The sequence below is a fragment of the Grimontia sp. NTOU-MAR1 genome, from assembly GCF_035758505.1.
Lineage (GTDB): Bacteria > Pseudomonadota > Gammaproteobacteria > Enterobacterales > Vibrionaceae > Enterovibrio > Enterovibrio marinus.
In genome coordinates this window covers 160,230-174,715 of record NZ_CP142108.1, presented here as the reverse complement: position 1 = coordinate 174,715, position 14,486 = coordinate 160,230, and the positions used below count along the sequence as shown (strand labels likewise).

General features: G+C 47.5%; 13 protein-coding genes. 2 read left to right on the top strand and 11 right to left on the bottom strand.

From position 1 onward, the window contains the following. Nucleotides 1-63 precede the first annotated feature (63 nt). Nucleotides 64-1,275 carry a purine nucleoside transporter PunC gene (gene punC, locus VP504_RS00880; protein WP_325892499.1) on the top strand — a complete coding sequence of 404 codons (1,212 nt, stop codon included), beginning with the start codon at nucleotides 64-66 and terminating at the stop codon, nucleotides 1,273-1,275. 31 nt (nucleotides 1,276-1,306) lie between these two features. Here the strand turns inward: punC and VP504_RS00875 are convergent, their stop codons facing one another. From VP504_RS00875 to VP504_RS00845, 7 genes are all read right to left on the bottom strand, one after another. Beyond that, complete coding sequence (locus VP504_RS00875; RefSeq protein WP_325892498.1) at nucleotides 1,307-1,882, bottom strand: class I SAM-dependent DNA methyltransferase; 576 nt, start codon at nucleotides 1,880-1,882, stop codon at nucleotides 1,307-1,309. A 196-nt stretch (nucleotides 1,883-2,078) separates the two neighbouring features. Then, the gene (locus VP504_RS00870; protein WP_325892497.1) at nucleotides 2,079-3,404 is read right to left on the bottom strand and encodes a DUF1501 domain-containing protein; all 1,326 of its coding nucleotides are present in this window, start codon (nucleotides 3,402-3,404) and stop codon (nucleotides 2,079-2,081) included. Then, a complete protein-coding gene (locus VP504_RS00865; protein ID WP_325892496.1) occupies nucleotides 3,401-4,972 on the bottom strand; it encodes a DUF1800 domain-containing protein in 1,572 nt (523 codons plus the stop codon). The genes VP504_RS00870 and VP504_RS00865 overlap by 4 nt, the downstream gene beginning before the upstream one ends. A 337-nt stretch (nucleotides 4,973-5,309) precedes the next feature. After that, nucleotides 5,310-7,607: a penicillin acylase family protein gene (locus tag VP504_RS00860; RefSeq protein WP_325892495.1), complete on the bottom strand. Its 2,298-nt coding sequence runs from the start codon at nucleotides 7,605-7,607 to the stop codon at nucleotides 5,310-5,312. A gap of 304 nt (nucleotides 7,608-7,911) precedes the next feature. After that, nucleotides 7,912-8,046, bottom strand: coding sequence for a VOC family protein (locus tag VP504_RS00855; protein WP_325892494.1), 135 nt, complete (start codon nucleotides 8,044-8,046; stop codon nucleotides 7,912-7,914). A 129-nt stretch (nucleotides 8,047-8,175) separates the two neighbouring features. Continuing rightward, on the bottom strand, nucleotides 8,176-9,057 hold the full coding sequence (gene htpX, locus VP504_RS00850) for a protease HtpX (RefSeq protein WP_325892493.1): 882 nt from the start codon (nucleotides 9,055-9,057) through the stop codon (nucleotides 8,176-8,178). 281 nt (nucleotides 9,058-9,338) lie between these two features. Beyond that, on the bottom strand, nucleotides 9,339-9,758 hold the full coding sequence (locus VP504_RS00845) for a hypothetical protein (RefSeq protein ID WP_325892492.1): 420 nt from the start codon (nucleotides 9,756-9,758) through the stop codon (nucleotides 9,339-9,341). 741 nt (nucleotides 9,759-10,499) lie between these two features. On the opposite strand from VP504_RS00845, the gene VP504_RS00840 reads away from it, so the two are divergent. Further along, nucleotides 10,500-10,679 (top strand): hypothetical protein, encoded by a 180-nt coding sequence (locus VP504_RS00840; RefSeq protein ID WP_062712629.1) that lies wholly within the window; start codon nucleotides 10,500-10,502, stop codon nucleotides 10,677-10,679. 63 nt (nucleotides 10,680-10,742) lie between these two features. On the opposite strand, the gene bioD is transcribed toward VP504_RS00840, so the two are convergent. Genes bioD through bioB form a run of 4 tightly spaced genes read right to left on the bottom strand, consistent with a single transcriptional unit; the run spans nucleotide 10,743 to nucleotide 14,462 of the window. Then, nucleotides 10,743-11,423, bottom strand: coding sequence for a dethiobiotin synthase (gene bioD / locus VP504_RS00835; RefSeq protein WP_325892491.1), 681 nt, complete (start codon nucleotides 11,421-11,423; stop codon nucleotides 10,743-10,745). Then, nucleotides 11,416-12,231 (bottom strand): malonyl-ACP O-methyltransferase BioC, encoded by an 816-nt coding sequence (bioC, locus tag VP504_RS00830; protein WP_325892490.1) that lies wholly within the window; start codon nucleotides 12,229-12,231, stop codon nucleotides 11,416-11,418. Before bioC ends, bioD begins: the two co-directional genes overlap by 8 nt. After that, a complete protein-coding gene (gene bioF / locus VP504_RS00825; protein ID WP_325892489.1) occupies nucleotides 12,228-13,394 on the bottom strand; it encodes an 8-amino-7-oxononanoate synthase in 1,167 nt (388 codons plus the stop codon). Before bioF ends, bioC begins: the two co-directional genes overlap by 4 nt. 15 nt (nucleotides 13,395-13,409) lie before the next feature. Next, nucleotides 13,410-14,462, bottom strand: a complete 1,053-nt coding sequence (gene bioB / locus VP504_RS00820; RefSeq protein WP_062712622.1) for a biotin synthase BioB — start codon at nucleotides 14,460-14,462, stop codon at nucleotides 13,410-13,412. Between the last annotated feature and the right edge of the window lie 24 nt (nucleotides 14,463-14,486).

Below are 14,486 nucleotides of genomic sequence, written 5' to 3'. Positions count from 1 at the left end.
GCGTTTCACAGCGCTTTTCGCTAGCAGTAGACTGCGCGCATATTGCAACAACGGATAAGTAAAATGAAAAATACTGTTCCTATGACAACAATGATTTGGTTTGCCGGCCTGAGCATGCTCGGTTTTCTGGCGACTGATATGTACCTGCCCGCTTTTGAAAACATCCGCCTTGAGATGGTTACAACTCAATCCATGATTGGCCTGTCGCTAACCGTGTTCCTGTTGGGCATGGCGCTGGGCCAAATCGTTTATGGACCACTGTCTGACCGCATCGGCCGCATTAAAGTGCTGGTTGGCGGTATGGCGCTGTTCAGTGCTGCCACAGCTGCCTGTTTTATGGCTGACAGCATTGAAGTATTCTTGGCCGCACGTTTTGTCCAGGCGCTGGGAGCATGTTCTGCTTCTGTGATCTGGCAAGCGGTAGTTATCGACCGTTACGACAGCAAAACGTCACAGCGCGTATTTGCCACTATCATGCCGTTGGTCGCTCTATCCCCTGCCCTTGCACCACTGGCAGGGGCGGCACTGGAATCTCAGTTTGGCTGGCGAAGCATTTTCATCGCGCTGGTTGCTCTGGGCGCCATGCTGGTTATCGCTACTTTGCGTCAGGCTGAGAGTGCGCCAGTGGTAAACAGCGGCGAAAAGCTGGGTGCAAAACTGGTTGGTGATTACAAGAACATCATTAGCTCGCGCAAGTTTGTTGGAAACATGCTGGTATTCGCCGGCTGTTCTGCAGCATTCTTTGCATGGCTGACAGGTTCTCCATTCGTAATGACGGAAATGGGTTACAGCGGTGCTGATATCGGTATGAGCTATGTGCCTCAGACCATCGCTTTCATCGTAGGCGGTTACAGCTGTCGCGCGTTGCTGAGCAAGTTTGATAGCGCTACCATGCTTCCGTGGTTTGTTGGGCTTTTTATTGCCAGTGTTTCTGTTATTTTCGTGGTGTCTTGGCAGAGCGACCTGACCACCATATGGCCTGTACTGATCCCATTCTGTTTCATGGCAGCAGCAAACGGGGCAATTTACCCAATCGTGGTGAACAAAGCGCTGGAAGAATTCAAATCCTGTAGCGCGACAGCAGCAGGCCTGCTGAACTTCCTACAGACGATGATCTGTTTCGTAGCAAGTGCCGTGGTATCTGCATTGGCGTTCCACGGCCTGTTGACGGTATCAGCGGTGATGATGGGTGCTGGTGCAAGTGTGTTGCTGGGCCTGATGTTGAGCTGGAACGCTAACCGCGTAGCGATTGAAGACTCGCCGCAGGCGGCTTAATGACTGGCTAAAGCCGCAATTTTTCGCGGCTTTAGCCATCAATTCGTTGCCCGACCGCCATAATCACCCGAATGTCTCCCATACTAAATGGGTTCGACAAAGACACCATTTTGAGACTCGCATTTTCGTAGGCTTCTTCAATCTCATTCGCTGAAAATCCAACGCCCGAGTCACTACTCTTCTCCCAGTCCCACTGAACAAGAACACCGTTATCGGAAAGCAACATGGTCAGCAACGCAATGGTTTCAGGATAATCAGGAACAAACGCGAGTGAAGAGGAAGCAACAATCACGTCAAACCGTTTTTTTGCTTGCCGGCATTCACGCACAAAAGCCTCGTCGACAATACCCACGATAGTGACTACGTTAGAAAGTGCTTTCCCATCTAGAACGGCGATCATCTTTGGTGCAGGATCTATGGCCGTAACAGATGCGACTTCTGGAGAGAGCTTTTCCGTGAGAAGGCCCGTACCACAGCCGAAGTCTAAAACATCTGCATCCTTGATATTGATCAGTTCGCAAAGGGAGCTGAAAGCTTTCTCTGAATACACTATGACCGCTTCATTTTCGTCCCACCCTGCGGCCAAATCATCCCAGCTTTCGCTCATTTCTCTTCCCTTATACCGTGATCAATGAACATAAATGGTATGGCATTTTGTAAAATGAATCCATTTCAACATGACACAAAGCATTAAAAACCCAGCACTTTACTACATGATAAATTTCAATTTTATTCTCTTTGTTGAATATGAAAACCACAAAGCCCGGAGCTGCGGGCTTTGGAAATGACTCGCTAAAATAACTTCAGCGGGCTACCACAGTAGCCTCTCCCATTGCTCCACCAAACTTGTACAGATTTGGGAACACAGTGTTCAATGCAGCATTGTTCAGCCCTAACCATTTAACTACATGTGCTGCATACTGTTCGTGCGAAATCTTAGGGATCAAGCGACCCTCTCCGTTGTCATCCTGTCCACCTCGGGTGAAATCTGGATATGTACCGAAGCAGGTGTTCGACGCTGTACCACCACCAAACAGGAAGTGACCCCCCCCCCATCCATGATCAGTGCCATTACGTGAGTTATCGTGCATAGTGCGACCAAACTCCGACAAGGTACAAGTCAGTACACCGTCTTCCAAACCCTCTTCCTCAAGCGAGGTGTAAAACGCGGCAATACCCTCTGCAAACTCTTTCATTAGCTCGTCCTGGCGACGCACCTGATTATCATGAGTGTCAAAACCACCGAGTGTCACATAGAACACTTGTCGGTTATGACCTAGCATCTGCGCCCCCTCAATCATTTGCTTAACCGCGCGAAGTTGCATGCCAAGACTGGTAGCAGGAATGCGCTTGTCCATTGGAATGGACGCGATGATCGGGCTCATTTGATCTTGTGCGTACATCGCTTGCTTCACTACGTCTGCATAGCCTGCAGTCAGTGGCGAATCGTAGTATTGATTCGCGTTATTTTCGTAGCTCGATCGCATCGCGGCGTTCTGAAGCATATTAAATGACTCAAAGCCATTTCTGTTCACGAAGATTTTGTCGGTGTTGTATGCATCCAACAGACTATTCGGACCTGTGTAGAACGCATTAGGCATGCCACCGTTGCTTCGAGAAAGAACATCCATAGACATCCCCAACCAGCCATTTTCGCTATAGCCCCGTCCCATCCAGCTGTGCTGCCAGACTTCTTGCTGTTTGTTGTGCGCAAAAAGGAATGGAGGCAGGTCAGCACGGCCAGACACAATGTCGCTTTGTGTGACAGGAGCCAACAGTGGACCTACGTTGATCGCAAAATTCGCTTTGCCTCTTTCGAACAAGCGCATGAGTGGAGTCATACTCTTATGTAGGCCAAATCGTGCGCCATTAGCATCTTTGATGTGCAAAGGGTTTACCATGCTTTGCGAAACAACGATCGAGTAACGAGATGATGCGTATTTGTTGTAATTGCAACTGTCTAAAGGCAGCACCTGATGGAAAAAGTCGTTACCACCAGCCAGGAATACGCAAACAAGGGCTTTGTAATCGTCGGCACCACCAGCATGAACACTAAGGCTCAATGGTGCAGCCGCTGTTGCACTTGCCGCGCCCAAAGATTTGATGACTTGTCTTCTTGTGAGTGTCATGCGCGGTTCTCCTGGATATGGAAATAGGGTGATGCCAGAGCAATAAACAATAAACGCTGCACCCATTTACCCGGTTTTAAGTCGATTCCGTTGTATTGTTTATACATTGACTCTTTCAGTGAATTCGGCATAGCACCATTAAAGAAGCGCTCTGATGTTTCCTGAACAAAACCCTCAATATCTTTTTTAGTAATCAAAGCCTTAAAATCTTCGACATTAATGTAGAGCTCTTTCGCTAACGGAGCGCTTAATTTCTGAAGATTCAGGCGAAGTAGGCCATAAATAAAGTTGTGGACGTAAATAATATGCGACCAATCAACAATTTGTAGTTCGGGAGCAACAAGGTTATTGTCTTTCACTATGCCTTTGGGCGAAAAATCCGGTAGATAGAAATTAAATACAGAGGGTGACCCCAGTGGATATTGATTACAGGTTTTCAAATAAACCAAATCTGTTTCAACAACATCACTGCCCGCCCCCGGCTTGACATCTAAAGCTCGGTAGATAGTAACCAGCGACAGCCAGGGCTCTCGGACTTTACTCATGGTCACTGGTGTTGCTGTGTAGACCTCAGGGTCAGTCAGGATTGCCCAAACCACTGCTTTCAGGTCACCCGTTATGCCCATGCCATTGTCCAGGAACACTTCCGCTACGCGGCGCACGTAATCAGGCGATGGGTTGGAGCTGGTCAGGCGCTGAATAAGGCCATGTGATATGTGCGGTGCGGTCGATGGATGGTGCAGAAGCATATCCATAACCTGATCCATTTCCTGCTCTGCAGGCATGTTTTTCGGGAAACGGTGGCCCATTACCCATTTTTCACCACGGTCATGATCAACGGCGTTGTTCACCATTGGTTCAATCAGCGCGTTATCACTATGGTTCCAACCTGTGAAAATTCTCGCCAATTCCTGGATGTCTCTTTCGGTGTAACAAGGAATTGGCTTACCATTCTCATCCAGATAGTAAGTACCGTCTATATCGCGTTGATACAGGCCCACTGAAAACAACTGCATTATCTCACGGGCATAGTTTTCATCTGGCCGACGGCCGCTTGCCAGGTCGCCTTTCTTATTGCCAACCATAGAGAGGTATTGGCCCATCACTGGAGAAACTGATACGTTTTTCAACAGCTCCCGGAAATTACCAAATGCATGTTGGCACAGCAGATCGTTATAGTTTGCGATTGCTGGGGCATGGTTGGTTAGGTCGGAATCTTGGTCGGAAGCGACAAAGATTTGAGATAATGCATAAGCGACCCGTTGTCGCAGTTGATCTTGTGAGTAAAATGCGACATCAAGCCAGGCTCTTACACGGGTTGCCTTGGAAGGTTTTTTACCGTAACCCTGCGCCTCAAATTGCTTATGGCATTGCTCTAAATGGGATGTCACTGGCAGAGAAACTTGTTCGTCATACCAAGCTTTGGCGCGTTTGTTTATAAGACTTTTTACTTCGCCTCTTTTAGGACCAAATGTTGCCAGATCCAGCCAGCGCGATGCATGAGAAAAAGAATCAAATTGCATATCGAATACCCTCAAGTTGCCCGGGCAATCTTGAACGTCACTCATGATGAGACGACTCTTTTTAAGACCACCCGACACACAAATGAGAATATTCATATTTTTCCAATCGAAGAAAGTTAGTGAAATAAAAATGGATCGATACTTCAATAATTGAATAAGTCCAGATATTTATACACGTATATGCTTGTATTTTTACAAATGGATGGGGTAGGGATAATATTCTTGAGGGCAGAATAGCCCAACATACAGTGAAATTTTTACTAAATATCAATCATTTCCGACATAAAATAAGATGTAAAATCCCCCGACATTCATTCTAATTTCTTCATCATTCGGTGATCACTGATAACCACTACCAATAATTTGTAATGATAATTAAAGTCTAATTAGGCTTAAATAATATTTGTTGCACAGGAGGGCCAGGGAGCAGTGGTGTATGTGCATTGTTGATGTAAGATTCAAAGCCTTCACGATAAAAAGGCGATAATGGATGACCACTCTGCCCACCTGGAAGCGTTAAAACACCATTGATTTCATCCCCCGGCTGAACAATCAGACGCTGAGAAGCGCCAAAAGTTCGCCCTTGTACTGCTGGCATAAAGCGATCACCAAACCCTTGCACTGACGGCATATCGAGAACATTACCAAGAACAGGGAGCTGACGGCTGAATGGATGCTGAACCTTTAGTTGGTTTACCTCTCCCCATTTCAGTGCTTGGAGGGAGCCATCAGCATGCCCTGTCATTTCGATCATCAGGCTTTCACGCATCTCAAGGTAAAGTGCCACGAGAAACTTATTCCAGTCACCTACCTCACTCGGCACCCAGGATTCGGGGCGGTCCGAGACTAACTGCCATAGGGCTGGCTCAATTTGTCGTTCAATCAGGGAGAGTGATAGGTGCTGTTCCTCGAGTTTGGTTTCCAGCGGCGCAAACAGTTTATCAATCAGTGCATCACGGTACTTTCGGACTAAGGTATAGCCGACAGAATCTTCGCAGGCACAATTATGCCAGTCATTAAGTACTTTAATATCTTCTTGGAATAGCAAAGTATCCTGCTCCAACACCCCCAGCAACAATCCATGCCATCGCTGAAGAAAAATGGCTTCGTTGTCTAGCTGAATCGCGTAGAAGTCTTCGATGTCGAAGGTGTCTTTCTCCATAAGACGTTGTTTAATCTGGGCGCTTCTCGCACCAAGTGCATAACCCCCATTCCCGAAACGCTTATCTTTTTCAGCACCCACTACTCTACTGTTGCCCGTCCATATCCTTCCCGATTTTGGATTCACAACATAAGGAACATGCTTTGCGCTTTGCAGCCAACGCTTATCATATCTATTTGAAGGTTCAGGTCGTGCGAATGGCTCCCTCCGGTCTGGGAGGGCTCCTGTAGCTTGCCAGGCAATGTTTCCTGCAGAATCCGCCAGCACCATATTTTGTAACGGAATCCCTGTCGTTTTGCTGGTATCAAGCGCCTGCTGTACCGTTGTTGTCTGTTCAAGCTTCATCAAGTTGAGGTTGACGGCGTAGTCACGGTGTGCAACCCAACTCAACGCATATTTTTGTCCGTTGATAACGCGGACTGGACCAAATTCGCTCTGCTCCAGCAAATACTTATGTTCTCCCTCCTTGAGGGGAATGGTTTCTGTTTCCAGTCTGGTTTTATCTTTCGGGTTTAAGCGATACCAATCTGCTGTATCCATATAACCATTGGTGAACCCCCAGGCAATATGACCATTGGAACCCACCACAATCGCAGGTGCCCCGGGTAAGCTGACACCCGTTATCTGCAACAAATCATCACCAGATTGGATATTTAACTGGGTGCGATACCAGATAACAGGAACAGCTAGTCCAAGGTGCATGTCATCTGACAGCATGGCTTTACCATTACGCGTTAATGAGCCTTCCACTGCCCAGTTATTGCTTCCAACAGCAATAGACTTTTCTATCTCGACGCGCTGAGATGTCTCCAACAAAGAAGAAGGTAGTTCGGGAACAGGTTTTGACTTTATCTTAATTATGGAATCATCCAAGGCAGCCTGAAACGGTGAGGGCTGGAGCAGGAACTCAGCGATATCATCCCCGAATTGAAGGTACAGGGCATCTGTTAGCAAATCCCTTTCGAGGCTTCTTCCTTGTAAATCCAGATACATGCTGAATATCGCCAGCAGTGAATCTTCCGGCTTCCAAGGTAACGGCTGGGTCTGGGTAACCAAATATTCAAAGGGTGGTAAGGAGAGCTGTGCCAGCGCATCATTCACACCGTTGGAATATATCTCAAGCTCACGCTGGTCTGCTTCGGGTAGTCGCTTAAAAGTCTCTTCGCTTCTTTTACGAAACTGATGGAACCGGCGATTTTCATCAATTGGGAGCGCAGCTTCTCCAAATAGTGCTGCAAGTTCACCTGCAGCGTTTCTGCGCAATAAATCCATCTGAAAGAACCTGTCCTGCCCATGGGCAAACCCTAACGCATAAGAGGCATCGGATCGATTCTGGGCGATGATGATTGCCGTGCCCAAGTCATCACGCTGAAGATAAGTGGTTTGATCTATGCTATCGGTAGAATTACTGCCAGATAAGGCTGGAAGGCTGAGCGTAAGAGCGCCGTAAAATACAGCTGTCGCGAGTAGCGCTAACAAGATAGCACTGTAGATGACAAATTTAATTGCCTTAAGCATCAGTCTTCCATGATTCCTTTGTTATACGACAAGCCGTCGGCGCTGACTGGTTTATTAGACTTAATGTACGGTGTTTTCATGTATATATTGCCATTTCAACACATTGAGAGCGCCTAAAAAATAACCACCCAGCAAAAGCGGTCACAAACGTGACCGCCAAGCCAGATTTCTTCCAACTTGTCGCTTAAATGTGACGTTAAACCCAAACAACCTGAAGATGTCGGATCTTGCGAGGTTGACTGGCGTTGTGATCACCGCGGCCCTTTTCAGGTGTCGTCACCGCCATCAAAAAGTACAGCGTCAGTCAACTCGCCTGAAGGAAGAGACTCAATCCGCCCACTTCTTGTTTGCTTAGCGTCAAGCCTAACGCTTCTTCGTAAAATGCCATTGCTCTGTCCATTTCGCTGACTGCGATTTCAAACCAACCAACTGGATTCATCTTCCTCTATCCTCCTGCGTTTTCTTGAAAACTAGCTGATGATTATCTTTCTAACAGAAAATGGGGGGGATAAAAAAACGCCCCCTTAAATTAAGGGGGCGTTTTTATCATAGTCAGGACGAATACCTGTTACAGATGCTCGCCCGCACGCAGTGATGCTATGCGCTTATCAAGCGGAGGGTGAGTCATGAACAATTCACTCAGTGACTTCTTGCCATTGATGCCAAAAGCCATCATTGAACCTTCAAGGCGGCTTTCATGGCTCACTTTCAGGCGCTCCAGCGCTGCAATCATCTTCTCTTTACCTACCAACTTGGCAGAGCCTGCATCGGCTTTGAATTCGCGGTGACGACTGAACCACATGGTCAGGATGCTTGCCAGCAGGCCAAACACGATTTCCAGAATAGAAGATACGATAAAGTAAGTGATAAAGCTGCCGCCACCTTCACCCTCTTCATCGCTGTTGTTCACACCACTAATGGCGCCAGCAATAAGGCGGGAAATAAAGATAACGAAGGTGTTCACGACACCTTGCATCAGGGTCATGGTCACCATGTCACCATTAGCAATATGGCTGACTTCATGCGCCAATACCGCTTCTGCTTCATCACGGGTCATGTTTTCCAATAGCCCGCTCGAGACCGCGACCAGCGAGTCATCACGCTTCGCACCGGTTGCAAAAGCGTTGATGTCGTCCGAGTAGTAAATCGCAACCGTTGGCATACCGATGCCGGCCTGCTGCGCCTGACGGCTCACTGTGCTCATCAGCCAGTGCTCAGTCTCATTGCGGGGATGTTCGATAACCTGCCCGCCCACTGAGCGCAGTGCCATTGATTTCGACATCATCAACGAAATCAGGGAACCACCAAAACCGAACAGTGCTGCCATCACTAACAGGCCAGACAGGCTGCCTGGCTGCATGCCGGTAACTGCATATACGATGTTTAATACGATGCTGAAGACAAACAGTACAGCTAAGTTTGTCATCAGAAATAATGCGATGCGTTTCATTGCGTCAATAATCTCCGAATCATGAAAGCGTATTCCTCAACCTAGCTCAAGACACTGGTTATAGTAGCCTCAGCTAGCTTGGGGATACTCCTCGAATAGTAGGGTCGAAATACGGAAAAACAAGCCTGTGTAACAATTTAAAACATAAATCACAAAAATTTATTGTTTTTGTTCTTTTGGTCATGGAGTCAAAAGAAAAACCATTCACTCGCGCGCCATCAGGAAGCCAAATTATTCATCTTCGTCATGTGCTTTGGAGAAGCTATGATTTCTTTATCGTATCATAGAGATGATTTCATTTTTCCGACTAGCTCAAAACACGCTTTCACAAGTAAACTTTCTATATCCTTGTTGTTATACAGGGGCTTATACCTCAGTAGAAGGCCGTTAATGGTTAATGTGCGTCGAGTAAAGTCAGACCAGGAATATCTTTCCACAACTTTGAAGGTTTTAAAGGTCTTGTAGTCTTTCAGAAAATACAGCCTAGAGTGAACCTCGATTTTAGGTCTCCAGAAAATGGGAAGGTGAGCAGAAGGCATCGTAAAGTCTAAAAACTCACCACCTCTATAGCTAACGACGGCCACTTGTAAACCAAGGTCATTACCACTCACATTCTCAGCTGACGATACGTGAGGTAAATTGAAAATCTCTTCCAGCTCTTTACGAATGGAGCTTTCAAAATTTTCTGTTTTCCAAAACATTCCCCACTCATCTATGGATATAAGGCTTTCTCAAGGGTCTGTTGATCTTTGGTGATGATTTTTGCAGCAGTTTGTGGGGATTTTATGCAAGGCAGAGGCATCGATGTGTAGCTGGCCTACATAAGATGCCGATAACGCAGCAGAAATTCCCCACAAACGCTTCCCGAAGGGTTCTGCCCTAAACGTTTTATGCTTTGTTGAGGTGTATTTGCTTAGAATGACTAGGCGGCACACACCTCGCCGCGCCTAAAACGCCTAGGGCTAGAACAAAATTTAATCACCAAAGGTCAACAGACCCTAGGTACGACAAAAATCGAGTCAAGATACACCCTTGGCTTTTCTTTCCTGAATATGTTTCTAGAAAACAACGACATGCTGTCAACTGCCCCTTCGTCCTTGTATCTACCAGCTTACCTTCGAAATACTCATTGGCAAGAATGCAACTGAATACAAACAGTCTGCCTGAATGAGCCAACTCAGTGCACTGTGTGCTCGATTAACATTCCCAAAACACATTATTTGCGAAGGAGCACAGTTTGAAACGCAAGTCATTGCAAACATACGCCACATGCTATTTTTTAAGTCGTGCGTAAACAGGCTATTGTTCAGGGATGTTCTACTAGGGTATTAGACTTTTGTCGAGTTGTATTTGTCGCCATAGAGGAATAACTTACGCACAAGGATGAAATGCTAAAAGGCACACATTGTGGCCCAGCAGGGACGCGATTCTAAGGAGAGAGAATGATGGCTGACAAAGAAAACTATCGTATGGCGATCGATATCCTTTGCTGTCACTTGGGTATGAGCTTCGATGAAGCTTGTGCCGAGTTAGGGCTTGCCGACGACGAAAACCAAAAGCTAAAAGAAGTGTCCGATGTTCAGCAATCGCTGATGGGCTTGCTGCCAGAAGACAGCAAATGAGCACCAAAACAAGTTCCAAAAAAGCCAGCTATCTAGCTGGCTTTTCTTTTCTCTACAAGGTACTTACAAACCCAGTGGCGCAATGTCGATGTATCCACTTAAATCACGTGATTTAATAGATGGCATATAAGGGATCTCACCAAGTTTGGGCACCTTCAAGTGGTGTTCCAGCGTTTTCACGATATCGCAATAATGCTCTGTACCGGGATTCACACGATTCGCTACCCAACCCACGATTTCAATACCATCACGACGAATCGCTTCTGCGGTCAGATAAGCATGATTCAAACATCCCAGCTTGATGCCCACGACCAAAATCACCGGTAGTTTCTCACCTACAACCCAGTCAGCAAGTGTTGTGTCATAGGTGACCGGGACTCTCCAACCACCAGCCCCCTCAACCAAGGTGAAGTCTGAACGTGACTGAAGGCGTTTCAAGCCCTCTGATAACTGATTGAAGTCTACTGTTTCATTTTCCAATTCAGCAGCAATATGCGGTGAACAAGCCGCATGCAAAAGACACGGATTCACATCCGCGTAGCTAACTTCTACTGTCGTACATTCGCGCAGACGAATGGCGTCAGAGTTCATTGGACCTCGCTCTGTTTCCTTACTGCCTGCAGCCACAGGCTTGTAACCAGCCACACTATAGCCAGCCTTGGAGACGGCCTGCATCACCGCCATTGATGCGACGGTTTTTCCAACTTCAGTATCCGTACCTGTGACGAAAAAGCTTTTATTCATTACTTATAGCTCCAAAGCAAACCTGATACGTAGCGGGGACAGTGCCATCTTCATTTCGAAAAACATCATAGGCGCTTTCCAATTCGATAAAGGCACGTCTACCAACTAATCCCGCACTTCTTCCCTCTTGTAAATGCGTAGCACCAATCCCTTTAAGGTCTTTCATCAGTGCCAACGCCGAGGGGTAATACTCCGTAATCGGCTTACATTCTATGTGGTAGTGGTTGCAGTGAGCTTGAGCGAGCGCAATGTTTACCTGCTTGTGCGATAAAAAGGTATTAACGTGAGACTGCCCATTAACTTTTCGCCAAGCCTGTTTCAATTCTTCAAGCGAACCTTCAAGCAAAGTAGTGAAGAGGATCTTACCCCCTGGTTTCACCACCCTTTTCAACTCACTTAGTGGCACCGAGAGGTCATGACACCATTGTAATGCCAGTGAACTAAACGCTACATCAATGCTGTTGTCTGCCAATGGCAATGACTCAGCGTCCGCTGAAATATAGTTCGCGCTATCGCCACAACGAACCCTTGCTTGTTCGAGCATCTTGTCAGAAAGGTCAAGCGCGACCATGTCAGCGCCCAATGTGAGCATCTGTTCGGTGAAATAACCTGTGCCACATCCCAAATCGAGTACTGTTTTACCTTGCCAGTCCGTGTTCATTGCCATCAGTAGGTGACCGACCTGACGCTGAAACGCAGCGCTGCTGTCATAGGTCTTCGCTGCCCTACTGAAGGCGTCTTTAATGGCTTTCTTTTCCTCATCCAACATCGCAAGGGCATCCTGCTGAAAATCGACAGCCTGGCTCATGACACCTCCTGCAAAATCTGGCTCAGCGTCGCTGCTAACTCTTTCACCTGCGATTCACTTTGATTGACTGACAACGTGATTCGAAGGCGGGAGGAATTGGCTGGTACTGTCGGTGGACGAATCGCCCCCGTCCAAAAACCAGATGCTTTAAGCGATGTTGCTGCCACTTGCATACGTTCTACATCGCCTAGTACCACGGGTTTGATTGGCGTTATCGTAGGAATGACTTCTGAGGCGTCGGCTAACAAAGAATGGAAGAGCTCAGAGAGCGATGCGAGTTTTTCTCGACGCCAGGATTGTGTGCTGATGATATCCACAGCATGTGATAAAGCATGTGCCTGAGCAGGCGGCATCGCGGTTGAATAGACGTAGTGACGGGCAAATTGTGTCAAATAATCATGGACACTCTCGCTGCAAAGTGCCGCCGCGCCCATCATCCCGAAGGCTTTACCGAAGGTCACGATAAGGATGTCAGGTTTAATACCTGTATGATTACTACTACCCCGACCATCTTCGCCTAGAATCCCACAGCCATGAGCATCGTCCACCATCAGCCACGACCCGTGAGCTTCGCATTGTGCTTTCACATCAGCCAGTGGTGACAAATCACCATCCATACTGAAAACGCCTTCTGTGACCGTCAGCGTTGGGCTGTCCGCTTTCTGTAGAAGTGAGCCAAGTTTAGTCACATCGTTATGAGAAAAGCGTTTCATGGTGGCTTCAGACAGCATGCCCGCTTCCATTAACGAGGCATGGTTAAGTTTGTCTTGAAGCAGCAAGTCTCCCTTTTCTAGTAAAGAGAAAATCACCGCCTGATTGGCAGAGAAACCACTGTTAAATAATATTGCCCGATCAAAGCCAAGCCAATTGCAAAGTTTGTCTTCCAAGAACTGGTGAGCTTTAGAGAAGCCGGTTACCAATGGCGAAGCTGTGCTTCCCGCGCCATAAAGGGAAAGTCCTTCTTGCCATGCTTTGATAAGGGATGCGTCCTGGGCGAGGCCAAGGTAATCGTTACCCGAGAAGTTCGCGAACTGGCGATTGTCGCTGTCCGTTATCAGTCCGTTTCGGTGGCTGAATGCAGCCACCTGACGGTGAAGGCGTTGTTGCCGCCGCGCTTCGAGCCTCTGCTCGATACGGCTTTGCAGCTGGCACTGTTCACGCATTATCGAAGCGCACTCCTAAACGTTCGCTTCGTAAAAGAGGTCGTCTTTGCCAGGACGAGAAGCTACGCGTTCAGCCACTTGAGTCAACAGCGTTTCTTCCTGAACCTGATCTGGCTTTTGAACGGCCTGCTCGCTGTTAATGCCCAGCTTCTTAAAGAGCATCATATCTGAGTCTTCATCTGGGTTTGGCGTGGTGAGTAGCTTACATCCATAGAAAATCGAGTTCGCACCCGCCATAAAACACATGGCTTGCATCTGTTCATTCATATTTTCGCGACCTGCAGAGAGACGAACAGCAGACTTCGGCATCATAATGCGTGCTACAGCGATAATACGAACGAAGTCAAAAGGCTCAACGTCGTCAACACTTTCCATTGGCGTGCCTTTGACCTTAACAAGCATGTTAATTGGCACACTTTCTGGGTGATGTGGAAGGTTCGCCAGCTCGACAAGCAGACCAGCGCGGTCTTGTTTGCTCTCGCCAAGGCCGATGATACCGCCGGAACATACCTTCATGCCCGCCCCGCGAACATGAGATAACGTGTCCAGACGATCCTGGAATGTACGGGTAGTAATAATGTTGCTGTAGTGCTCGCGCGAGGTATCCAAGTTGTGGTTGTAGTAATCTAAACCCGCACCCGCAAGTTCATTCGCTTGGTCCGAACTCAACATGCCAAGTGTCATACAGGTTTCAAGGCCCATACCCTTCACACCTTTGATCATGTCTTTCAGATAAGGCATGTCACGCTCTTTAGGGTTTTTCCACGCTGCACCCATGCAGAATCGCGTCGCTCCTGAGTTCTTCGCTTTTTGCGCTGCATCCAGAACACGCTCTACCTCCAACAAACGCTCTTTCTCAACGTCTGTCCGGTAATGTGCGCTCTGGGGGCAGTACTTACAGTCTTCAGGACACGCGCCAGTCTTAATGGAAAGCAGTGTGCTGACTTGCACTTGGTTAGCGGGCTGGTACTGTCGGTGAATCTGCTGCGCTTCAAACATCAGATCCATAAAAGGTTTTTCAAAAAGGGCCTGTACTTCCTCGACAGTCCAGTTATGGCGAACATCCACCTGTCTTTCCTCAAATTGATTAAA

Excerpts from the sequence above, each read along its gene's own strand:
- VP504_RS00845 (WP_325892492.1), bottom strand. The coding sequence starts at position 9,758 with ATGTTTTGGAAAACAGAAAATTTTGAAAGCTCCATTCGTAAAGAGCTG.
- punC (WP_325892499.1), top strand. The coding sequence starts at position 64 with ATGAAAAATACTGTTCCTATGACAACAATGATTTGGTTTGCCGGCCTG.
- VP504_RS00840 (WP_062712629.1), top strand. The coding sequence starts at position 10,500 with ATGATGGCTGACAAAGAAAACTATCGTATGGCGATCGATATCCTTTGC.
- VP504_RS00875 (WP_325892498.1), bottom strand. The coding sequence starts at position 1,882 with ATGAGCGAAAGCTGGGATGATTTGGCCGCAGGGTGGGACGAAAATGAA.
- VP504_RS00870 (WP_325892497.1), bottom strand. The coding sequence starts at position 3,404 with ATGACACTCACAAGAAGACAAGTCATCAAATCTTTGGGCGCGGCAAGT.
- VP504_RS00865 (WP_325892496.1), bottom strand. The coding sequence starts at position 4,972 with ATGAGTGACGTTCAAGATTGCCCGGGCAACTTGAGGGTATTCGATATG.
- bioD (WP_325892491.1), bottom strand. The coding sequence starts at position 11,423 with ATGAATAAAAGCTTTTTCGTCACAGGTACGGATACTGAAGTTGGAAAA.
- VP504_RS00855 (WP_325892494.1), bottom strand. The coding sequence starts at position 8,046 with ATGAATCCAGTTGGTTGGTTTGAAATCGCAGTCAGCGAAATGGACAGA.
- bioC (WP_325892490.1), bottom strand. The coding sequence starts at position 12,231 with ATGAGCCAGGCTGTCGATTTTCAGCAGGATGCCCTTGCGATGTTGGAT.
- VP504_RS00860 (WP_325892495.1), bottom strand. The coding sequence starts at position 7,607 with ATGCTTAAGGCAATTAAATTTGTCATCTACAGTGCTATCTTGTTAGCG.
- htpX (WP_325892493.1), bottom strand. The coding sequence starts at position 9,057 with ATGAAACGCATCGCATTATTTCTGATGACAAACTTAGCTGTACTGTTT.
- bioF (WP_325892489.1), bottom strand. The coding sequence starts at position 13,394 with ATGCGTGAACAGTGCCAGCTGCAAAGCCGTATCGAGCAGAGGCTCGAA.